The organism is Cobetia sp. QF-1 (genome assembly GCF_002213105.1).
Lineage (GTDB): Bacteria > Pseudomonadota > Gammaproteobacteria > Pseudomonadales > Halomonadaceae > Cobetia > Cobetia crustatorum.
Genome location: NZ_NBVS01000001.1, coordinates 509,271 through 529,442, shown reverse-complemented (window position 1 = coordinate 529,442; position 20,172 = coordinate 509,271). Strand labels below are relative to the sequence as shown.

The 20,172-nt window shown below is 56.1% G+C and carries 20 protein-coding genes and 1 tRNA gene; 13 read left to right on the top strand and 8 right to left on the bottom strand.

Annotated elements, in window-relative coordinates:
* Positions 1-346 precede the first annotated feature (346 nt).
* The 5 genes from CFN46_RS02355 to CFN46_RS02335 all read left to right on the top strand — a co-directional run bounded on the left by CFN46_RS02355 (position 347) and on the right by CFN46_RS02335 (position 6,750).
* A complete protein-coding gene (locus CFN46_RS02355) occupies positions 347-1,222 on the top strand; it encodes a pyrroline-5-carboxylate reductase (RefSeq protein WP_088742591.1) in 876 nt (291 codons plus the stop codon).
* A 208-nt stretch (positions 1,223-1,430) separates the two neighbouring features.
* Positions 1,431-1,808 carry a fluoride efflux transporter CrcB gene (gene crcB, locus CFN46_RS02350; RefSeq protein ID WP_024950756.1) on the top strand — a complete coding sequence of 126 codons (378 nt, stop codon included), beginning with the start codon at positions 1,431-1,433 and terminating at the stop codon, positions 1,806-1,808.
* 136 nt (positions 1,809-1,944) lie between these two features.
* Positions 1,945-3,222 (top strand): serine--tRNA ligase, encoded by a 1,278-nt coding sequence (gene serS, locus CFN46_RS02345; protein WP_088742590.1) that lies wholly within the window; start codon positions 1,945-1,947, stop codon positions 3,220-3,222.
* A 241-nt stretch (positions 3,223-3,463) separates the two neighbouring features.
* The gene (gene cobA, locus CFN46_RS02340) at positions 3,464-4,669 is read left to right on the top strand and encodes a uroporphyrinogen-III C-methyltransferase (protein WP_339378974.1); all 1,206 of its coding nucleotides are present in this window, start codon (positions 3,464-3,466) and stop codon (positions 4,667-4,669) included.
* 251 nt (positions 4,670-4,920) lie between these two features.
* A complete protein-coding gene (locus tag CFN46_RS02335; protein ID WP_088742588.1) occupies positions 4,921-6,750 on the top strand; it encodes an acyl-CoA dehydrogenase C-terminal domain-containing protein in 1,830 nt (609 codons plus the stop codon).
* Between the two features lie 81 nt (positions 6,751-6,831).
* On the opposite strand, the gene CFN46_RS02330 is transcribed toward CFN46_RS02335, so the two are convergent.
* Both CFN46_RS02330 and CFN46_RS02325 read right to left on the bottom strand, forming a co-directional pair.
* Positions 6,832-7,389 carry a DUF962 domain-containing protein gene (locus CFN46_RS02330; protein ID WP_088742587.1) on the bottom strand — a complete coding sequence of 186 codons (558 nt, stop codon included), beginning with the start codon at positions 7,387-7,389 and terminating at the stop codon, positions 6,832-6,834.
* Between the two features lie 211 nt (positions 7,390-7,600).
* On the bottom strand, positions 7,601-8,053 hold the full coding sequence (locus CFN46_RS02325; protein ID WP_088742586.1) for a nucleoside diphosphate kinase regulator: 453 nt from the start codon (positions 8,051-8,053) through the stop codon (positions 7,601-7,603).
* A gap of 219 nt (positions 8,054-8,272) precedes the next feature.
* Between CFN46_RS02325 and CFN46_RS02320 the strand changes: the two genes are divergently transcribed.
* Together CFN46_RS02320 and CFN46_RS02315 are read left to right on the top strand one after the other, a co-directional pair.
* Positions 8,273-8,599 (top strand): YnfA family protein, encoded by a 327-nt coding sequence (locus CFN46_RS02320; RefSeq protein WP_024950761.1) that lies wholly within the window; start codon positions 8,273-8,275, stop codon positions 8,597-8,599.
* A gap of 119 nt (positions 8,600-8,718) precedes the next feature.
* The gene (locus tag CFN46_RS02315; RefSeq protein WP_088742585.1) at positions 8,719-9,090 is read left to right on the top strand and encodes a hypothetical protein; all 372 of its coding nucleotides are present in this window, start codon (positions 8,719-8,721) and stop codon (positions 9,088-9,090) included.
* A 346-nt stretch (positions 9,091-9,436) separates the two neighbouring features.
* On the opposite strand, the gene CFN46_RS02310 is transcribed toward CFN46_RS02315, so the two are convergent.
* The 6 genes from CFN46_RS02310 to bioB all read right to left on the bottom strand — a co-directional run bounded on the left by CFN46_RS02310 (position 9,437) and on the right by bioB (position 14,549).
* Positions 9,437-9,521: transfer RNA gene (locus CFN46_RS02310), tRNA-Leu, on the bottom strand.
* Positions 9,522-9,613: 92 nt separating this feature from the next.
* Positions 9,614-10,384, bottom strand: a complete 771-nt coding sequence (gene bioD / locus CFN46_RS02305; protein ID WP_088742584.1) for a dethiobiotin synthase — start codon at positions 10,382-10,384, stop codon at positions 9,614-9,616.
* 10 nt (positions 10,385-10,394) lie between these two features.
* The gene (locus CFN46_RS02300; RefSeq protein ID WP_088742583.1) at positions 10,395-11,216 is read right to left on the bottom strand and encodes a methyltransferase domain-containing protein; all 822 of its coding nucleotides are present in this window, start codon (positions 11,214-11,216) and stop codon (positions 10,395-10,397) included.
* Position 11,217: 1 nt separating this feature from the next.
* Entirely contained in the window at positions 11,218-12,009 is a 792-nt protein-coding gene (locus CFN46_RS02295; protein WP_088742582.1) for an alpha/beta fold hydrolase, read from the bottom strand.
* Complete coding sequence (locus tag CFN46_RS02290) at positions 11,997-13,337, bottom strand: 8-amino-7-oxononanoate synthase (protein WP_246116414.1); 1,341 nt, start codon at positions 13,335-13,337, stop codon at positions 11,997-11,999. Before CFN46_RS02290 ends, CFN46_RS02295 begins: the two co-directional genes overlap by 13 nt.
* Before the next feature lie 6 nt (positions 13,338-13,343).
* Positions 13,344-14,549 (bottom strand): biotin synthase BioB, encoded by a 1,206-nt coding sequence (gene bioB / locus CFN46_RS02285; protein WP_088742581.1) that lies wholly within the window; start codon positions 14,547-14,549, stop codon positions 13,344-13,346.
* 408 nt (positions 14,550-14,957) lie between these two features.
* Here bioB and CFN46_RS02280 point away from each other — a divergent pair, with 408 nt between their 5' ends.
* From CFN46_RS02280 to CFN46_RS02255, 6 genes are all read left to right on the top strand, one after another.
* Positions 14,958-15,509 (top strand): ComF family protein, encoded by a 552-nt coding sequence (locus tag CFN46_RS02280; RefSeq protein WP_141103617.1) that lies wholly within the window; start codon positions 14,958-14,960, stop codon positions 15,507-15,509.
* Positions 15,510-15,633: 124 nt separating this feature from the next.
* Positions 15,634-16,731, top strand: a complete 1,098-nt coding sequence (locus CFN46_RS02275) for a serine/threonine protein kinase (protein WP_088742579.1) — start codon at positions 15,634-15,636, stop codon at positions 16,729-16,731.
* A 331-nt stretch (positions 16,732-17,062) separates the two neighbouring features.
* Complete coding sequence (gene folE, locus CFN46_RS02270; protein WP_024950769.1) at positions 17,063-17,614, top strand: GTP cyclohydrolase I FolE; 552 nt, start codon at positions 17,063-17,065, stop codon at positions 17,612-17,614.
* A gap of 108 nt (positions 17,615-17,722) precedes the next feature.
* Positions 17,723-18,127: a dihydroneopterin triphosphate 2'-epimerase gene (gene folX / locus CFN46_RS02265; RefSeq protein ID WP_088742578.1), complete on the top strand. Its 405-nt coding sequence runs from the start codon at positions 17,723-17,725 to the stop codon at positions 18,125-18,127.
* A 76-nt stretch (positions 18,128-18,203) separates the two neighbouring features.
* Positions 18,204-18,557 carry a hypothetical protein gene (locus CFN46_RS02260; protein WP_088742577.1) on the top strand — a complete coding sequence of 118 codons (354 nt, stop codon included), beginning with the start codon at positions 18,204-18,206 and terminating at the stop codon, positions 18,555-18,557.
* Positions 18,558-18,713: 156 nt separating this feature from the next.
* Positions 18,714-20,171 carry an NAD-dependent succinate-semialdehyde dehydrogenase gene (locus CFN46_RS02255; protein ID WP_088742576.1) on the top strand — a complete coding sequence of 486 codons (1,458 nt, stop codon included), beginning with the start codon at positions 18,714-18,716 and terminating at the stop codon, positions 20,169-20,171.
* Position 20,172: the final 1 nt, after the last annotated feature.

Sequence of the window (20,172 nt, the reverse complement as noted above, 5' to 3'; positions counted from 1 at the left end):
GCAGTGAGTCGCGTCAGGCAGGCCACAGAGGCCAATGTGCCTAGCTTACCTGAGCTGGTCGTGTGGCCCCAGCCCGTCAGGGCATTGAATGTCTGTCGGTATGGGATAACTCGGTGAAGGAGGTAAGGACTGACTACGCTTGAGATGAGTGTCATTCAATATGCATCACGCGACTATTGCAGAGTGCTGTGGTGGATCATCTTGTAGATTATCGCTACCTATTTATTGTGTTATCTCACACTGCGTAACCGTTATACCTGTACTCGCTACGACTATAGGCGTCATCTTGTGTCTTGTTTTACCGGTGCTGTTTTTCTTTTCATGCTTGGTCATCAGGAGTTAGCTCATGGCATCGCCTTCCTATTCCTCTCCCTGCTATCGCGAGTCTCGTAGCCCACCTATGCGCCTTGGCGTGCTGGGAGTGGGCGAGTTGACGGAATCTCTGTTGGTGGCACTGGCACGAGGCAGTCAGCGTGAAGGTCGCTCGCGGACTGATCTTGAATTCCATCTATCTCCGCGCAATGACGTCCGCAGCCATCGCTTGGGATGGCGCTTCGGCGCTGTCCGGCATGCCAGTAATGTTGCCGTTTGCGAGGCCAGCCTGTGCTTGTTGGTGGGCGTTCGCCCGGATCAGCTTGAACCGTTGGCCAGTGAGCTGCGCGAGGCACAGGTACTGGAAGCAGATCATCATCTGATGGTGACGGCGGCAGGTGTGCCACTGGTCGATCTACAACGCTGGTTTGCGCCGGCGCGAGTGGTGCGGGTGATGACAGGGCTTGCTGTCTCGGAAGGGCAGAGCGCGCTGACGTTATATCCTGAGGACCTGCTGACACGGGATCTGCTTGGCCCTGCGGTCAAGCAGATTATTGCCTTTGAAGAGGAGGCGGCGTTTGAGGCGAGCATGCTGGCGGTGTGCATCAATGCTTGGCAACTCGCGCAACAACAGGCCTTGCTCGACTGGTTCCAGACGGTACCTGGCATGAGTGGTCCACAGGCCAGGCAGCTATTGATGGCCCAGCTGCGTGATGCGTTGGCGTTGATGGAAGCGCATCCTGATACTCCACCCGGTGAGCTCGCCTCGCGGATTGGCACACCAGGCACCTGGACTGCGCGTGGCCTTGAGCAGCTTGGAGGTGGTGAGGGCGCGCATCGCCAGTGGCAGCATGTGCTGGAAGGTTTGCGCAGTGAGCTGGATGATACTCGTCCGAAAAATGACCGATAGGGCGCCTTGTTGCCCGTGAGCGTTGCTCTCTGAATTTACTCTATGATTTTGCTTTCTGGATCTGTTCTCTGGGGGGTGTCATTACTGGAACGGTTCTTTTGTACTGTTTGCGTTCCCCGAGCCTCGCGTTTTTTCTACAATGGTGGCTCGATATGCGCCATGTGGTATGTGGGGCAGAAGTCCGTAACGCAGCTGAGGCAGAGAGCACATGGGAACCTGGTTGGCAGTAGCAGCGGGCGGCGCCATCGGCGCATTGGGGCGCTATCTGATCAGTGGTTGGATCTTCGGAGCCGCCGGTCGCGGATTCCCGTGGGGCACGCTGGGTGTCAACCTGATTGGCAGTTGCCTGATGGGCTTTCTGTTCATCTGGGTCACGCAGGAGCTGAAGTTAGCCCCCGTATGGCAAGCGATCATGGTGGCTGGTTTTACTGGGGCCTTCACGACCTTCTCTACCTTCGCCCTGGAAGCGCTTAATCTGATGATGAGCGGCCGCACGTTGGTGGGCCTTGCCTATATCGCGGTCAGCGTGGTGGCGTGCCTGGGGATGGTTGCGTTGGGCATGAAGATTGCGCGCGTTCTGCTCTGACGTTTTTCAGCGTCTCGTGAGTGCTTGTCGAGACGCGCTGCGGCTGCGAAGTGAGGCTTGGCTGAGGTAGACTAGGTCGCATAACCTTTCCGCGCCGCCTTGCGGCATGAGTGATCCGACGAGAGAGCCTTCCCACATGCTGGACCCGAAACTTCTGCGCGCCGACCTTGAAGCGACTGCCGAGCGCCTCGCACGTCGTGGCTATCAGCTGGACACCGCTGCCTTCTCTACGCTGGAAGCGCGCCGCCGCAACCTGCAGGTCGAAACCGAGTCACTGCAGAACGAGCGTAATACTCGCTCCAAGTCCATCGGTAATGCCAAGGCTCGCGGCGAAGACATTGCGCCGCTGCTGGCAGAAGTCAGTGACCTTGGTGAGCGTCTGGACGCCGCCAAGAAAGAGCTCTCGGAACTGCAGGCCAAGTCAGATGCGCTGGCGGCAAGTATTCCGAATCTGCCGAACGGTGAAGTGCCTGAAGGCGCCGACGAGAGCGATAACGTCGAGTTGCACCGCTGGGGTACGCCGCGTGAATTCGACTTCGCTGTGCGCGATCACGTCGATCTAGGTGAGTTGCGTGGTCAGCTGAACTTTGAACTGGCTGCCAAGATCACCGGCTCTCGTTTTGCCGTCATGCACGGTTCCATCGCGCGCCTGCATCGCGCACTGGTGCAGTTCATGCTCGACAAGCAGACGTTGGAGCATGGCTACGAAGAGTATTACGTGCCTTATATCGTCAACCGTGAATCCTTGATGGGTACCAGTCAGTTGCCCAAGTTCGAGGAAGATCTATTCAAGCTCAATGATGATCGCGAGTTCTTCTTGATTCCGACCGCAGAAGTGCCGCTGACGAATATGGTGCGTGACGAGATTCTCGACGCTGCCAGCCTACCGCTCAAATTTACCGCACATACCCCGTGCTTCCGCAGTGAAGCGGGTGCTTATGGCCGTGATACCCGCGGCATGATTCGTCAGCATCAGTTCGACAAGGTCGAGATGGTACAGGTAGTTGAGGCTGACAAGAGCGCTGAAGCACTGGAAGAGATGCGTGGCCACGCCGAAGCGATTCTGCAGGCGTTGGAGTTGCCGTATCGCGCTGTCACTCTGTGTACGGGCGACATGGGCTTCGCGGCGACCAAGACTTACGACCTGGAAGTCTGGCTGCCGAGCCAGAATACCTATCGCGAGATTTCTTCCATCTCCAACTGCGAAGATTTCCAGGCGCGTCGCATGCAAGCGCGTGTACGTGTCGAAGGTCAGAAGAAGCCGCAGCTGGTGCATACACTCAATGGTTCGGGTCTTGCCGTAGGCCGTTGTCTGGTTGCAGTGCTGGAAAACCATCAGAACGCTGATGGTTCCATCACGGTACCTCAGGCGCTGCGTGGCTACATGGGCGGAGTTGAAACGCTCAACGTCTGAGTTGTTCACCTCGTGCTGAGCTCGAAGCCCTCATTTCCTATTGGAGATGGGGGCTTTTTAGTGCGCTGCTCACATGATTCAGTAGAGCATGGATGGAAAAATCCACGATGGAGATACTGAAGCTACGACATCACATAGGGTGGTTATTCTTATTAGTTATTTTAGAGAGTGTTTCTTATGCTCTAAAATATCAATCACTAGAGGCTGCTTCCCAGCCTTGCAAGCGTTTGTGGATATGCCCATGGAATTTCTCAATCTCTCCTGCGACCCCTCACGACTCCAACTGTGCCTGATTGGCGGCGGGCAGGAGGCACTGGCATTAGCGGAACGTTTCGCTGGTCTTGGCGCTGATCTGTGTGTATTCGGCGATACCCGAATGCCTGCGCTGGAGATGCTGTGTGGGCGGGAAGGCTGGGAAGTTGCCGATACGCTGCTCCCAGTGCCAGCGCCCGGTCAGCTATGGCTGGTAGCCACCGGCAGTGTCGGACGTGATCGTGGCATCTTGCGCCATGCACGTGAGCAGCAGGCGATGGTTTTTGCACCGCGCCATCCCAACGATTCCAGCGTACGTTTGCCACCTCGCCTGGTGGCGGGAGAAGCTGTGTTACCCATAAAAGAGGGCGAAAGGTTTACCGGCACGCGTGGTCAGGTGGCACTGGTGAGTGCTGGCCCGGGAGATCCGGAGCTGCTGACGTTGAAAGCACTGCGTCATCTTCAGCAGGCCGATGTCATCATTCATGACCGGCTGGTGAGTCACGAAATTCTGGCGTTGGCCAATCCGCAGGCCCGTCGTCTCTATGTCGGCAAGGCACGTAGCGATCACAGCGTTCCTCAGGAAGGCATCAATCAGGCGCTGGTGGATTATGCGCGTGCGGGTCATCGTGTCGTGCGTCTCAAGGGTGGCGACGCCTTCATCTTCGGGCGTGGTGGAGAAGAGCTGGAAACATTGGCAAGCGCAGGAATCAGCTTCGAGGTCGTGCCGGGTATTACAGCGGCCTCGGGCTGCGCGGCCTACGCCGGTATCCCCCTGACCCATCGTGATCACGCACAATCAGTGCGTTTCATTACTGGCCATTTGAAAGATGGCAGCTGTGATCTCGATTGGGAATCCTTGGCGCGTCCAGCTCAGACACTGGTGTTCTATATGGGGCTGGGCAGCCTGTCATTGATCTGCGAGCAGCTGATGGCCAATGGTTTGGCATCCACTACGCCGATTGCGCTGGTAGAACAAGGCACGACAGCGCGCCAGTGCGTCCACGTAGCGACATTGGCAGACATGCCCGCTCAGGTCGCTGGCCAAGGACTCAAGCCACCGACATTGATCATCGTGGGTGATGTGGTCAGTCTGCACGATTCGCTCAAGTGGTTCTCGCCGACAGCGAATAGCAGCCTTGGCTGGGAAGATGGCAAGCACCCGACGCCGCTTGGACAAGTACAGACAGCCTGAGAGTGATGATCGTTTATCGTTTAGATTGAGCTATTGAAAGTCTATGTCCCAGACGCCGCCACGGTATACATGCCGTGGCGGCGTCTGGCGTTTCAGGCACCACCCAACCTGTTCGAGCATCGGTTGGGTGGTGCCTCTTGGGCCAAGGTCGAGATGACGTGGAGCAGTATTGCGCCTATTGTTTCAAGCAATCGTTTGAATTTGCTGCGAGCTAATATCGCTGCTGTCCCATTGTTTGCGAGGAGAGTTACATGGCCAAGTATCAGGCGCCACTCAAGGATTCACGCTTCATTCTCAACGAGGTGTTTGGCGCTGAGGATGAATGGGCAGGAATGTCCGCCACCGAAGAGGTGAACGCTGAACTGGCCGAGGCGATTCTCGAAGAGGGGGCGCGGGTCACGCAGGCAGAATTATTGCCAATCAATCTAAGTGGTGATGCCGAGGGTGCACGCTTTGAGGGAGGCAAGGTCACCACGCCCAAGGGCTTCAAGGAAGCCTATCGGGTGCTGGCTGAGGGTGGCTGGATGGGGCTGGGCGGAAATCCCGAGTACGGCGGTCAGGGCATGCCCAAGATGCTGACGGTGGCCTTCGAGGAGATGCTCTATGCCACCAATACCAGCTTTGCGCTTTATCCAGCATTGAATGCTGGCGCTTGTCTGGCGATGGACAGCCATGCTCCCGAAGCCGTCAAACGCATGTTCTTGCCGCGGATGTATGCCGGCGACTGGTTGGGCACCATGTGCCTGACCGAACCGCATTGTGGTACTGATCTGGGGATGATTCGTACGCGCGCCGAGCCGCTTGAGGACAATGATGAGGTGCTGGATCTGCCGCGTTATCGCATCACGGGTACCAAGATATGGATTACCGGTGGCGAGCACGACATGGTCGAGAACATCGTGCATCTCGTGCTCGCCAAGCTGCCGGACGCCCCTGAAGGTACACGAGGTATCTCGCTGTTTCTGGTCTCCAAGCATCTGCTGGATGGCAACGGCGAGCCTGCCGAGGCGAATGCAGTCAGCTGTGGTTCCATCGAACACAAGATGGGCATCAAGGGCAGTGCGACTTGCGTGATGAATTTCGATGGTGCGGAGGGTGTCTTGATTGGCGAGCCGCATCAGGGCTTGGCAGCGATGTTCACCATGATGAATTACGAACGGCTGTCTATTGGCCTGCAGGGGCTCGGGCTGGGTGAGGTGGCTTATCAGAGCGCCATGGACTTTGCCGCTGAGCGCTTGCAAAGCCGTGCTCCGAAGGGAGCTGTCGCTCCGCAAAAGCCGGCAGACCCGATACTGGTGCATCCTGATGTACGACGCATGGCATTGGAGGCGCGTACCTGGAACGAAACGGGGCGTGCCTTTGCAGTACTCGTGGGTCAGCAGCTGGATCGGGTCAAATATCATGCTGACAGTGAGGTGAAGGCTGCGGCTGATGACCTCGTGCAGTTCTTGACTCCGGTGGCCAAGGCTCTGCTGACGGACCGTGGTTTTGATGCCACTGTGATGGCCCAACAGCTTTACGGCGGCAATGGTTACTGTGTCGAGTGGGGGGCTGAGCAGTATGTGCGCGATGCGCGGATTGCCATGATTTACGAGGGGACCAACGGTATTCAGGCAATGGATCTGGTGGGCCGTAAGCTGTATCGCAACCGTGGCGCCTATGTGTCGCGCTTTGCGATGTTGGTACGTGATGAGCTGAGTGCACAGAATGATGATGGCGATACCCAGTGTTTTGCTGAGGCATGTCAGCAGGAACTTGAGCGTCTGGAGCGAGTGTCTGAGCAGTTGATTGCCCGTGCGCAGGATAATCCTGATGAGCTGGGAGCTGCTGCCAGTGATTTCCTGAACCTGACCGGATTGTGTGTTTACAGTTATCTGTGGCTGCGTATGGCGCGTGCCGCAGCGCGCGGGCTCAAGGAAAAGGGTGCCTGCGGTGAAGGCTTCTACCGTCGCAAGCTTGCGTTAGGGAATTACTTCGTGAGTCGTATTCTGCCGCGTGCCGTCGCGTTGGAGGCACAGGTTGCCGCCGGTTCTGCTTCCTTGATGGCATTCAGTCTCGAGGATTTCACTCCTGAGCAGTAAGTCTGACAGATTGGGATAAAGTCGTTCCGTTACACAAATGCCCCTCAGCGTGTCAGCGTTGAGGGGCATTTTATGGATAAATCATCGATGTTTCAGTTGATCGGTCTTGGGCATATCCTGCGCCACCAGCCAGTGGCGTATAGCGGGGAATAGCTCAATAAGGACGAATAGCGGTCCGATCAGCAATTGACGTAAATCATCAAGGAAGGCAGGTTTTCGCCCTTCGATACGATGCCCAATGAACTGGCCTGTCCATGCCAGCAGGAACAGCGCCAGCATCAATGGCACAACTGGCCACTCGAGACCCAGCATGGCAAACATCAGCGCCAGGCTGGCCAGTGTCCAAATAAGCATTACGCTAAAGGCACGTAGCGAATAGCGTGCGTAAAATGCAAGAGTCGCGATTGTCAGTGCGCCACCGGGTATCATCCACATGCCCAAGCCTGGTTCACTGGATATCCATTGCCCTCCGAGAATCCGCCACAGCAGAATGAGAGTCGCAGTGAAGATCAGTGGCACACATATCAGATGGATGCGCACATTATCGGGATGTTGATGGCTGTCAGCATAGTGATCGAGCGCTGCGTGCAGGCGGCGCTGTGCAGTAGAGGAAACCTGTGGATGTAAGCGCGTGCTCATAAACGACCTCCTGGCCAGTACCGAGAGAGTCCTGCGTGCGTGACGGAGCAGGAATTTTGGCGGGTTGGCGTCAGGCGTGCTCGAGCAGTGGCATGTTTGGGTAACATGCTCATATGGCGTAATCAGCTGGCAGTACTACCGTCATTCACGAATAGCATGGCCCGCGCCAGAAAGTGGCACGGGCCATGACAGAAGAAGCTGTCATGCATGATTAGAGGTGGAACATGCCGTAAGCTTCTGGCTGATGCACAATGGCATCGATGCGAATGACATCATTTTCGCCATTGTCTTCCGGCAAGCTGATGCTTTCTCCGATCGGCAATCCCAGTAATGCAATGCCCAAAGGCGACATGATGCATAGTGGTAGGGCGGTTTCCTGTTCGCCGACTGCCGTTATGCTGCGGCTGATTTCCATGCGCTCCTCATGAAGAGGGTCTGGGTAATGTAGCACCCACTCGCTCTCGCCAGAGCGCGAACCAATGAGTCGTAATTGGCTGCGCATGCTAACGCGATCCGCGGGGAATTCATCGGGATCAACGATTTCAGCTTGAATCAGGCGACTTTCCAGCCGAGTGGCGAGTTCGTCATCTTGCTGATGACTATCGATCAAGCGCTGCAGACGGTCAGCATCCAAACGATTGATGATCAGGCATTGCCGTGTCATCCGAGTTTCCTTGTAAGCGAGTTGCAGGGTGTTATCCACTGCAAGACGGCGCCAATCCTGGCTTTATTTTCATATCATGGTAGAGCGTGCTATGGGCGTGGCGTATCTGCCAGCACGTTATCCGCTAATTTATCCTAGCGGCTTTTGTCTGTGGGCGGGAGTCGTCTGAAGCCGACAGCTGACAGGACGCTGTCATCTTTTCTCAAATGAGATTAATTCATGTCACTCTTGTGGATCTACCCTCTCGCGGCACTGGCAGAGATCGCCGGTTGCTTCAGTTTTTGGGCCTGGTGGAAGCTGGCACGCAGCCCGCTGTGGCTGATTCCTGGTCTGATGAGCTTAGCCCTATTTGCTTGGTTATTATCATTGGTAGAGGTGAGTCAGGCTGGTCGAGCTTTCGCTATCTATGGGGGTGTCTATATTGCCGCTTCGATTATCTGGCTATGGCTGGTGGAGCAACAGTTGCCAAATCGATGGGATATTATCGGGTCTGTCATCTGCCTGCTCGGAAGCGCCATCATCGTTCTTGGTGCTCGAGGGCAGTAACATAAACCTCTGATTGATGGGTTTTCTGCACTCATGGTATGGGGATAATCATTCTCGGGTATACTGACCGATAATGAATACCAGTTGTGTTTTTCAGGCCAATCCATCGAGGCGCCAAGATGACGAGTGAATTACTGTGGGGGCTAGGCGGTCTCGTGGCTGGGAGCACTATTGGCTTTCTGCTAGGGCGTTTTCGTCCACGACGCAATGAGTGGAATCAAGCAGTGGGTCCACTGATTTCGGCGCTTGCGCAAGCGGAACCGCGCGTGGCGCGTGGCGAGATGTTGGAATTGGAATCAACACAGTTGGAAGCTTTCCGTCAGATAGCATCACGTGGTGACTTCTATAAGTTCAACAGTGGTGTTGAATACGTGAACCAGCAGTTGGCTACCGCTCAGGCAGTACATCATGATCGACAGCAACAACAAGCGCTCTTGAATAGTGCCTGTTTGAGTCTGGCCACGTTACAGAACAGGGTGCGCCGTCGCTGAGATCGGCGAAAGAAGAGAGCCATTATCATTTGCGAGTTAAGCAAGTACATACTTGCAGTGGCCGAGCATAGCGCGAGGGGGGGCCGATATTCTTGAGGCTGATGCTCTTGAAATCGATATTGTGGTGTTAGAAATGTTGAAGCAAAGGGTAGGGTTTGGTACTCGAGGAAAGGACATATCACGAAACGCAGTGCTGACAAGCGTTGAGACAATGGCTAACAGCGATGAATCAGGGATGTTTCAGAGAGACGTTCTTTTAAATACATCACTGCAATAGGGGATATTACAGAGAATAAGACAGGCTACGCTGTGCATTACCTGAAAATCATCAGCGTGTTACTGCTGATGGTGCGGAAGGGGGGACTCGAACCCCCACACCTTACGGCACCAGAACCTAAATCTGGCGTGTCTACCAATTCCACCACTCCCGCTAGAAGCTGGACAGTATTCTACCTGTGATGCCTTTCAAGTCAATCGCTTGTCTGCATTTATAGCCAATATTTTTCTTACTCCTGATTACAGCTCAATCTTCTGAGACGTGCTCGCTTCGTGACTCCAGCCCACAGGGCAATTGCAGATAACTGGCAGCACGCTCTGCCGCATGCCGACAGTCGCTCAAGTCATCGTGCATCCAAGGCACTACGCCAAGACATGGCGCTCTTAGCGTACGCGATAACGTGGCCATATTGTCTTCACTCACTTCGATGTCAGCCTCAAGGTGATTGATAACGTAGCCGGCGACTTCGAGGCCGTCGCGTTCGATCGCTTCCAGTGTCAGGCGAGCATGGTTGATACAGCCGAGTCTCAATCCCACTACCAGAATGACAGGTAGTTCTAGCTGGATGGCCAAGTCAGAGAAATCTTCCTCATCATTGAGCGGCACTCGCCAACCACCAGCACCTTCCACCAGCGTTAGATCACGTGATGCTGTCGCCATCTGGCGTCGTATGTGCGCTTCAATCACACTGACTTCTAGTGCAACACCTGCCTGGCGCGCTGCGATATGCGGTGCGATGGCAGGCGCAAAGCGCCAAGGGTTGATGGCTTCGTAGTCAACTGGGGGCGTGCATTGCGCTTGTAGTGATAATGCATCGACATTGACCAATCCATCATGGTTCTCAAAGCAGTCCGAGGCGACAGGCTTCAAACCCTGAGTGGTAAGGCCACGCATACGTGCCCGAGCCAACAAGGCGCTGGCAATGAAGGTCTTGCCGATTTCGGTGTCAGTGCCGGTGACAAATGCCGCAATACCGTGACTGGTAAAGGAAGGTCGGGATATGTCCTGTGAGGGCATCTTGTTGCCTTTATGCAAATTTTCTTTGTATTTCATTGTCATTGTTGACAGGTTTTTCAAGTGTAAGTTCAATTACGTGATAGCTAACAGGTAATCCTTTCTCGGTGCGCAATGTTTCATGACGAGATCGAGCATGCTGTAAATCAGCGCGTAAAAGGCGCCGGCCACTGGCCGTTTGTGCCCCGATTCTCTTGATGGAATCCATTACGCGAGCGAAGTCAGGGTAGTGAAAGACATGCTGTCGCATGTCCCATTCGCAGATAAGGTCTGCTGATGTCGCCAGTGTGACGAGTGTCTCTGCTGAGGGAAAGTGACGCACTGAATCATCATCGCGCTGCCAGGCGTGCCGTACCTCGCTCAAGGTGCCGGGGCCGAGCGTGTTGATAAAGGCCTTGCCGCCTGGGCGCAAGATACGAGCGATCTCACTGAGCCATTTTTCTGGCCTATCGCACCACTGTACTGCAAGGCTTGAGAACACCAGGTCGAAGCTGTCGTTTGCCAGTGGCAGCCGTTCGGCATCTCCACGTAACCAGCTGATGTCGTCATTGTCGGCGGTACGAGCGGCTTCTTGCAGCATGGCCATCGACAGATCGAGCCCAAGGCAGTGGGCAACGGGATAGCGTGCAGTCAATGCTTGAGTCCAGTGGCCCGGGCCACAGCCTAGATCCAGTACCCGAGAGCGTGCTGGAAGATATACAGGCAGTGCATCGAACAACATGCGCGCCATCACGTGTTGCGCTTGTGCAAGTGTAATGTAGTCGGCAGCGCCGCGATCAAAGGCTTTGGCGATGTGGGTGCGTGTCGTCGATAGGGGAGAGTGTGCGGCTTGCATGTCAGAAGTTCTCGCTCTGGCAGGTGCGGCTGCCGCCAGGTGCCATTCGCTTCAGTAGTGCCTCCGCAAGCGTCTCATGGCGGCTGACGGGTAAGCAGTGGCCGCCATCAAACTCAGTCACGTGATGCCCTTGTTCACGTAATGCCGCGGTCAAGTCCGGCGCTAGCAACGGATCGTGTTTTCCCAGCCAGAATTCCTCTGGTCGAGATAGTGTCATGACACGGGTCGCGAGTTCATTCAGTCCTGCTGACAATACTGTTGGTGAGCAGCTGGCACGTGTGCCGATCAATGCACGTAGCCGTTTCAAACAGTCACGCGCATCTGCCTCGCCACTGGCTTGCCAGCGGAGAAAGTGTTGCCAGCTGGCCTCGGGGGAACGAGTGAAGGCGTTAGCGAAGGTTGTCAGCGTGCCCGCTGGGAGTGCCGGAAATTCCACCTGAGAACATGATGATATTGATTGTGCGAAACGAGGCCCCATCGCCAATGAGATTCTCGCGCCAGGCTTTTTCTCCGCTGGCAATGAGTTTGCCAGTGCTTCTGCGCGCAGTGCACCCAGTGACCACCCCAGCCACAGGCTGTGTGCTCCTCCTAGTTCTGACAGATGAGTTGTATTGGCTTCGGATGCTGGTTGCGGCCAGTCTGGCGTCAGAATTTCAAGCCGCCTTTCCTGCATATGCAGCGATGAGGTTTGGTGAGAGGCAAGGTGACAAGTGAGGCTCGTAATCAATGGTTGCCATACTCGCGCATCGACTCCCCAGCCGTTGAATAGCACCAGGCGTGTCAGCGCGGCCATGAAGTCTCCCCCTTGGATTGCTGCTCCTGTGCCAATACCTCGGCAATAGCTTCCAGTAGCTGATCAATATCTTCTACCTGGTGAGCTGCTGAGAAAGTGAAGCGCAGGCGTGACATGCCAAGCGGTACGGTGGGCGGACGAATCGCGGAGACTAGAATTCCGCGTGATTTGAGCGCCTCACTCCATGCAAGTGCCCGTGCTTCACTACCCAGTACCAGCGGCTGAATCGGTATGAGGATCTCGTCGCTACCAACTGAAATCGTCGAGGAATGCCCAGCGAGTCCCAGCGACAACTTGCTTCCTGTGAATATACGGCGACAGCCATCGCGAAATTGTTTGATGCGCGCCTGCAAGTGAGCGCGTCTCTCAGGTTCATACTTGACGATGTCGAGTGCTGCCAGGGTGGCAGCGGCGACATGCGGCGGTTGAGCGGTGGTATAGATATAGGGACGAGCCAATTGAATCAGGCTCTCGATCAGCGTTTCGCTGCCTGCCACGAAGGCCCCGGCGCTGCCCAGCGCCTTACCCAATGTGCCGACCACTATCGGGACGTCAGCCAGCGAGGTATCACGGCTGACCACCCCTTCACCCTGATTGCCCAGTACGCCGACCCCATGGGCATCATCGATCATCAGCCAAGCGCCGTGACGTCGGCATACTTCACTCAAGCCCTGGGTATCAGCACAGTCACCATCCATGCTGAAGACACCGTCACTGATGACCAGTCGGTCATCCGCACGCGAGAGGCCGAGCTGACGGTCAAGGTCAACAAGGTCACGATGATGGAAGCGTCGAGAGCTGACGGAGGTCGTGTTGGAAGATGCGAGTCGTGCCCCGTCCAGCAGACTTGCGTGGTTGAGGCGATCATGAAAGATCGCAAGTGTGCGTCCAGCAGTGCGTGAAGCACTGGCCAGCGCATCGATAACGCCAAGATTGGCCATGAAGCCAGTGGAGAACAGCAACGCGCGTGGCCGGCCAGTGAGAGTCGCTAACCGTTGCTCAAGCGCATGATGTGACTGTTGATGGCCATTCACCAGATGCGCACTGCCACTGCCGACACCGTACTCGCGAGCCGCCACACACGCGGCCTCAATCAAGGCGGGGTGCGCCGCCAGCCCGAGATAGTCATTGGCCGTAAAGTTGAGCAAATTGAGCCGCTCAGGAGTGCTACCGCCGGCAGCGACGAGCTTGACGTGTACGCCCTGAGCCGAGGCAAGTGTCAGGCGCTGTCGATAGCGGCCAGCCTGCTGACGATGGGTGAGCAGGCTGGCCAGGTGCGTGAAGCTTGTCGTTGACCTTTCACTCTGGTCTGAATCGATACCGTCCACGTGAATTCAGACCACCATGCCGCACGGCTTGCGCTCGCGGACATGTCCATTGCCCGTGGCTGGAGTCGCTTCCTGCGTGGCGTCATAGAACAGACTGCCTTCCACGTTGGTACGCGCCTGCTCTTCCATGGCGGCCTTGAGTGCGGCTTCGCGCACTTCATCACTCGCCACCTCGTCGCGCTTTTCAGGATGCAGTCCGAGGCGGCTGAACAGCTCACGATCACGATTGGCTTGTGGGTTGCCGGTGGTCAGCAGGCGCTCGCCGTAGAAGATGGAGTTGGCACCGGCGAGGAAGGCCAGTGCCTGGGTAGAGTCATCCATCTGTTCACGGCCGGCAGAGAGGCGTACGTGGCTCTTCGGCATCATGATGCGCGCCACGGCGATGGCACGAATGAATTCGATGGGATCGAGATCCTCGACGTTTTCCAGTGGTGTCCCCGCGACCTTGACTAGCATGTTGATCGGCACAGATTCCGGCTGCGGCTGGAGATTGGCCAACTGTCGCAGTAGTCCGGCGCGATCGGTAGTGGTCTCTCCCATGCCGAGAATACCGCCGGAGCACACCTTCATGCCGGCTTCACGCACACTGGCTAGCGTATCGAGGCGCTCGCTATAACTACGCGTGGTAATGATCTCGCCATAGTATTCCGGCGAGGTATCCAGATTGTGGTTGTAATAGTCGAGGCCGGCATCGGCCAGTTTCTTGGCCTGTTGAGTATCGACCATGCCCAGCGTCATGCAGGTCTCTAGCCCCAGCGATTTCACTTGCCGCACCATCTCGGTGACGACTTCCAGATCGCGCGCGCGCGGGCTCTTCCAGGCAGCGCCCATGCAGAATCGACTGGCACCGGCTTCCTTGGCTGCCTGTGCCTGCTCGACAACCTTCTGAATCTCCATCAGCTTTTCCTTGCCAAGCCCCGTGTTGTAGTGGCCTGACTGCGGGCAGTACTTGCAGTCTTCGGGGCAGGCGCCTGTCTTGATGGAAAGCAGGGTGGAAATCTGAACCGCGTTCGCATCGAAATATTGACGATGCACTTGTTGCGCTCGGAACAACAAGTCATTGAAAGGCAGCGCAAGCAACGCTTCTATCTCTGCGACGCCCCAGTCGTGCCGCACCTGTGTGTCAGCAGCTGTACCGGTAAATGTACTGGCTGCTGTGGCGGTTGCTGTATTCGCAGCTTGCGTGTTCACGGGCGAGGCTTCTACGGTCATGAGATAGAGGTCCTTCTTCAGGCGGGCAGGGCGAGGGTGGCGTAGATCTGTTGGTCGATTCTGTGTGTCGATCAAAAGGTCAACGTTCCTTGTTATTAAAGGTTGACTGGAATGATAGAGTTTCGACGAGCGCTGTCAACATTAAAGGAGTTCAAGGTTGACCAATGGCGGCTATCACGGCCGTGCGCCTTTTGCTTGCGTCAGCAATCAGTCGATACCCCGGAGGGCAGCCAGTACTCGAACGATATGTCATCGGGCAAGAAGCGCTCGGTCACGAGCGTACGCCACAGTGACTGGTGCGATGAATGCGATGCGATGATTGTTCGCAATCGTCATGCCTGCCCTTGCTGTGCTGAGCCCATGGCCTCCGCCGCTCTGAGCATGTCACCCTGCGCGCGTTGTCTTCTCGTGCCGCCTGCGTTTCAGCACACCTTTGCACCGCTGCGTTATGAAGGGCTGGTGGCAGGGTTGTTTCAGCGCTACAAGGACCAACATCAGCGTCGTGCGGGTAGATTGTTGGGGTTGCTGATGCAGCGTGAACTGACACCATTATGTAAAGCATGGCTGTCACTGCATCCAGAAGCCGTCGTGATTCTGGTGCCAGCAGATGAGAGGCGGCAGAAATTACGCGGACACGATCCACTGTCTGGGTTGTACAAGTTGCTCGAGAAGACGGTGCGCAAGCATCCCCAGAAGGTGGCAAGGCTGAGAGATGATGCCTCCTCTCATGACGACCAGCGTCTGCGCGGGCGACGCGGACGTCTAAAAGCGCAGCGAGGGCGTTATGACATCATCGGCCCCTTACCCGCCAGCGTCATGCTGATTGATGATGTGATGACCAGTGGTGCGACGCTCGATAGCTTGGCATTGGCATGTCGCCAGGCCGGTGCTCGTGAGGTAGTGGCCTGTGTGCTGGCTCGCACGCCGCTATCGACAGCTGCTGCGACGCTTGAGGGTTAACCTTTGTTCTTGCGTCACACTCGTCTTGGTGATCAATCAGGGAGAAGACTGGCGGTAAGAGGGTCTAATCTCATAGCATGCAGGGTCCGGCAGCCGTTTGCTGGTCCATGCCCGAGGAATTGCCATGCCTATTGATCCTGTTCCACCTGCTGCCTCGCAATCTTCCGGCACCTCGAGTGATATTGATGCGCTGTCCAATGGTAATACCTGGCCGACATCAACGGCTCAGGATGGCCAGGTGGACAAACGCTTCCACCCTTTTGATGCACTGGCGCCTGATCGTGTTGTTGCCGCTGTCGAGTCACTAGGATTCTGGTTGCCTGGTGAGCCTTTTGCGCTCAACAGCTACGAGAATCGTGTCTACCATCTAGCTGATGACGATCGTCGACGCTGGGTGGCCAAGTTCTATCGTCCGGAGCGCTGGAGTCGTGCACAGATTCTCGAGGAGCATGCCTTTCTGGCCGAGCTTGAGGATTCTGGTGTTCCGGGGGCGCCCGCCTGGGCGAATGCGAATGGTGAGACCCTTCACCAATACGAAGGATTTGATTTTGCGTTATTTCCCCACGTCGTGGGACGTGCACCAGAACTAGAATCAGCGGAACACCTTTTTCATCTGGGTGAGCTGATCGGTCGTGTGCATGCCATTGGGCGCAAGAGCCAGTTTAAGGAGCGCGAGACGCTATCTCCTGCGCGCATTCTCGATGAGAGTCGCGACAGCGTGCTGGCATCTGACTGGCTGAGTGAGCGCCAGCGTGATAGCTACACTCGGGTGATCGAAGCATTACGACCGCTGGTCGCCGAGCAGAGCTGGCCAGAGAATGCCCTGATCCGCACGCACGGTGACTGTCATATCGGCAATATGCTCGGGCGTGATGAACACTTCGCGCTGGTGGATTTCGATGATTGCCTGAGCGCTCCTGCGGTACAGGATCTCTGGATGCTGCTGACAGGAGACAGTGACCCTGAGTTGCACATGCAGCTCTCGGAAGTGTTGGAAGGTTATGAGCAGCACTGTGATTTCGATCGCGGCCAGCTCAAATGGATAGAAGTGCTGCGTACTCTACGCATGGTGCGCCATAGCGCCTGGGTCGTGCGGCGCTGGGCAGACCCTGCCTTCCCGCTTGCCTTCTCACATGTCGCGAGCCTGGGATACTGGGATGATCATATCCGCAGTCTTGAGCAGCAGCGCGTCGCGCTGGATACACCGCGCTGGCTTGCCTGACAGAAATGATGCTCTGATCGATAGACGCGCTTGAACAGCATGTCGGCGCAAAACATCACCCTCATCGGTCTTCGGTGGGGGTGATGTCGTTATCGAGGAAAGGATATCGTGGGGAATGTTTATGAGTGCTGAGCAGGCTAGGCGGTGAATCACTGAGCTGGAGCGTGATCAGGCCTGCGCTGATGGCATCCCTGAGGTAGAATCTGCCCCTGACATTGAACACATAGTTGTACGAGGTTTGTTCGATTGCGGCCTGTTGTATAACTTATGTGCTTTACCCCTGCTATGCGCGCGCTCACGTGCGCCCCTGACCGATATCATAGGCAGACGGATGACCGAAGAGATTGCCAACCACTACCGCCAGATCATCACTGCACTCGGTGAGGATCCGCAGCGTGAAGGCTTGCTGGATACCCCGAAGCGGGCTGCCAAGGCCATGCAGTTCCTGACGCACGGCTATCATCAGTCGCTGGAGGAGATTGTCAACGGCGCCGTCTTTACCTCCGATACCGACGAGATGGTACTGGTCAAGGACATCGAGCTGTATTCGATGTGTGAACACCATCTGCTGCCTTTCATTGGCAAGTGTCACATCGCCTATCTGCCTGCGGGCAAGGTGCTGGGGCTATCCAAGTTTGCACGCATCGTCGACATGTACTCGCGTCGTATGCAAATTCAGGAAAACCTGACCAAGCAGATTGCCGAAGCGGTTCAGCAGGTGACTGGTGCGCGTGGCGTAGCTGTTGTCGTCGAGGCGCGTCATATGTGCATGATGATGCGCGGCGTCGAAAAGCAGAATTCCAGCATGAAGACGTCGGTCATGCTAGGCGCCTTTCGTGACAATCAGCCGACCCGGCAGGAATTTTTGACGCTGATTAGCTGATGTGAATACCACGACGCCGCCGCTTCCGGCGGCGTTATCGATTGAGGGCGCCACCTCATGAGAATGATATCTCCTTGAGGACGCCCTCCCTGATCGGAGTACCAGCCGATGCCGATGCATGCCCTGCATGATGAACATCTCGATCACGATCTCGCCACCATCCGGATCAAGAATCTGCGTCTGCGTACCTATATCGGTATCAATGAAGATGAGATCCAGAATCGTCAGGATGTCGTGATCAATGTCGTGATCCGCTATCGCGCTGCACGTGCGGTGCAGTTCAATCACATCAGCGAAGCGCTCAACTATCGCACCATCACCAAGCAACTGATCGCTCATGTCGAGGATGGCCGCTTTGCGCTACTCGAACGCATGACGCGTGAAGTGCTCGACATCGTGATGAGGCATGAGCAGGTGATGACGGCACAGGTCGAAATCGACAAACCGCATGCGCTGCGCTTCTCTGATTCAGTCTCCATTACGCTGTCCGACAGCCGCGAAGATCGCACCTGACGAGAGTCTGGTGTCTCCGGCTTGATGCTCTGTCAGAGAGCCTGTCGAATATCGCTCGAATATCAGGAGTCGTGACGTGCTAGGTGAAATCAAGACCTTCGATGATGATCGCCAAGAAGGCATTATCGTGGATGAGAAGGGCGCAGAGCATATCTTTGATCTGGTCGGCTGGCGCGGACGCGGCTTGCCTGGCAGTGGGCTGGCAGTCGATTTCGAAGTGCGTAATGGGCGTGCCGTACAGGTATTCAATACACGAGTGAAGCAACAGAAGGCACGCAAGAAGATGCCTGCTGAACCGTCCTCCCTCTCGGATTCTCCTACGTCCTTTACTTCTCGTATTGGTTCGCCATGGTTGGCGAAAAGCCTGATCGCTCTGTTGCTGATAACACTGCTGGGGTTGTGGTTGTTGAGTAACGCCCCCACCCACTAGGCTAGTCTTATCGGTAGCCTCTGAACGTATCGGTAGTGTCTGACGTCCTTGAGCATTCTTGGTGCCTAGATGGAACCCAAGTGGCATTTAAGGAGTCAGGGGCTTGATGCTACCGATATCTCGGCTTGACCTGCATGCATGTCTCGGGAGTCCACTATGGAACATCTTAACGATACCAGTCTGTTTCGCCCCTTTGCCTATATTGACGGTGGCTGGGTAGCCGCTGATTCTGGCGAGCAGATAGAGGTCAATAATCCCGCCACTGGCGAGATCATTGGTCGTGTGCCGCGTTTGGGCTATGCCGAGACTGAGCGTGCCATCGAGGCTGCCCAGCGCTCCTTTTCTGATTGGAAAGATACGCCTGCCCTCGAGCGCGCTGACATCCTGATGAAGTGGTATGCGCTGATGCTTGAGCACAAGGATGATCTTGCGCGCATCATGACGCTGGAGCAGGGCAAGCCGCTGGCCGAAGCCGCTGGTGAGATTCAGTATGCTGCCAGCTTCTTGCGCTGGTTTGCCGAGGAAGGTCAGCGTATCTACGGTGATACTATTCCGGCCGCCAAGCGTGATCAGCGCATTATCGTACTCAAGCAGCCTGTTGGCGTCGTCGCTGCCATCACGCCATGGAATTTCCCGTGCTCGATGATCACTCGCAAGGCGGGTGCCGCACTGGCAGCGGGTTGCCCCATTGTCGTCAAGCCGGCCAGCCAGACCCCGTTCTCCGCACTGGCGCTGGCGGTATTGGCTGAGCGCGCTGGTGTGCCGCGCGGTGTGTTCAATGTCGTGCCGGGTTCGGCAAAAGACATTGCCGCTGCCATGACGGATTCCAGCATCGTGCGCAAGGTGACCTTCACCGGCTCCACCGAAGTGGGTCGCGGCTTGATGGCCAATGCTTCCCAGCACATTCAGAAGATTTCGCTGGAACTGGGTGGCAATGCTCCCTTCCTGGTATTCGAGGATGCTGATCTCGATGCTGCAGTTGAAGGCGCGATGGCCGCCAAGTTCAGAAATGCCGGTCAGACTTGTGTGTGTACCAACCGTTTCCTCGTTCAGTCCAGCGTCGTGAATGCTTTCAGCGAGAAGCTGGCGGCCGCGATGAATGCTGAATTGACGATTGGTAACGGACTTGATGAAGGCGTCAAGGTCGGCCCGCTGATCGACAATGATGCTGTCGAGAAGGTCACCGAGCACGTGCGTGATGCCCTTGATAAGGGCGCTGAGTTGCTGCTGGGTGGACACCCGCATCCGTTGGGGGGGAGCTACTTCACGCCGACGCTGATCACTCAGGTGACGCCAGAGATGAAGGTCGCGCGTGAAGAGACCTTTGGTCCGCTGGCGGCCATTTTCCCCTTCGAAAGTGAGGAAGAGGCTATTGAGATGGCCAATGACACCGAGTTTGGCCTCGCCAGCTACTTCTACAGTAGTGATCTCAAGCGTGTGTGGCGTGTCTCGGAAGGTCTCGACTATGGCATGGTCGGTATCAATACCGGTCTTATCTCGAATGCTGCGGCACCCTTTGGTGGCACCAAGGCATCGGGGCTGGGTCGAGAGGGCTCCAAATACGGTCTCGAAGAGTATATGGAAACCAAGTATCTGTGCCTGTCTTTGACCTGAT

Excerpts from the sequence above, each read along its gene's own strand:
- CFN46_RS02330 (WP_088742587.1), bottom strand. The coding sequence starts at position 7,389 with ATGAGCACGCGCTTACATCCACAGGTTTCCTCTACTGCACAGCGCCGC.
- cobA (WP_339378974.1), top strand. The coding sequence starts at position 3,464 with ATGGAATTTCTCAATCTCTCCTGCGACCCCTCACGACTCCAACTGTGC.
- CFN46_RS02320 (WP_024950761.1), top strand. The coding sequence starts at position 8,273 with ATGTCACTCTTGTGGATCTACCCTCTCGCGGCACTGGCAGAGATCGCC.
- CFN46_RS02275 (WP_088742579.1), top strand. The coding sequence starts at position 15,634 with ATGCCTATTGATCCTGTTCCACCTGCTGCCTCGCAATCTTCCGGCACC.
- CFN46_RS02335 (WP_088742588.1), top strand. The coding sequence starts at position 4,921 with ATGGCCAAGTATCAGGCGCCACTCAAGGATTCACGCTTCATTCTCAAC.
- CFN46_RS02315 (WP_088742585.1), top strand. The coding sequence starts at position 8,719 with ATGACGAGTGAATTACTGTGGGGGCTAGGCGGTCTCGTGGCTGGGAGC.
- bioB (WP_088742581.1), bottom strand. The coding sequence starts at position 14,549 with ATGACCGTAGAAGCCTCGCCCGTGAACACGCAAGCTGCGAATACAGCA.
- CFN46_RS02255 (WP_088742576.1), top strand. The coding sequence starts at position 18,714 with ATGGAACATCTTAACGATACCAGTCTGTTTCGCCCCTTTGCCTATATT.
- bioD (WP_088742584.1), bottom strand. The coding sequence starts at position 10,384 with ATGCCCTCACAGGACATATCCCGACCTTCCTTTACCAGTCACGGTATT.
- folE (WP_024950769.1), top strand. The coding sequence starts at position 17,063 with ATGACCGAAGAGATTGCCAACCACTACCGCCAGATCATCACTGCACTC.
- serS (WP_088742590.1), top strand. The coding sequence starts at position 1,945 with ATGCTGGACCCGAAACTTCTGCGCGCCGACCTTGAAGCGACTGCCGAG.
- CFN46_RS02325 (WP_088742586.1), bottom strand. The coding sequence starts at position 8,053 with ATGACACGGCAATGCCTGATCATCAATCGTTTGGATGCTGACCGTCTG.
- folX (WP_088742578.1), top strand. The coding sequence starts at position 17,723 with ATGCCGATGCATGCCCTGCATGATGAACATCTCGATCACGATCTCGCC.
- crcB (WP_024950756.1), top strand. The coding sequence starts at position 1,431 with ATGGGAACCTGGTTGGCAGTAGCAGCGGGCGGCGCCATCGGCGCATTG.
- CFN46_RS02295 (WP_088742582.1), bottom strand. The coding sequence starts at position 12,009 with ATGGCCGCGCTGACACGCCTGGTGCTATTCAACGGCTGGGGAGTCGAT.
- CFN46_RS02355 (WP_088742591.1), top strand. The coding sequence starts at position 347 with ATGGCATCGCCTTCCTATTCCTCTCCCTGCTATCGCGAGTCTCGTAGC.
- CFN46_RS02300 (WP_088742583.1), bottom strand. The coding sequence starts at position 11,216 with ATGCAAGCCGCACACTCTCCCCTATCGACGACACGCACCCACATCGCC.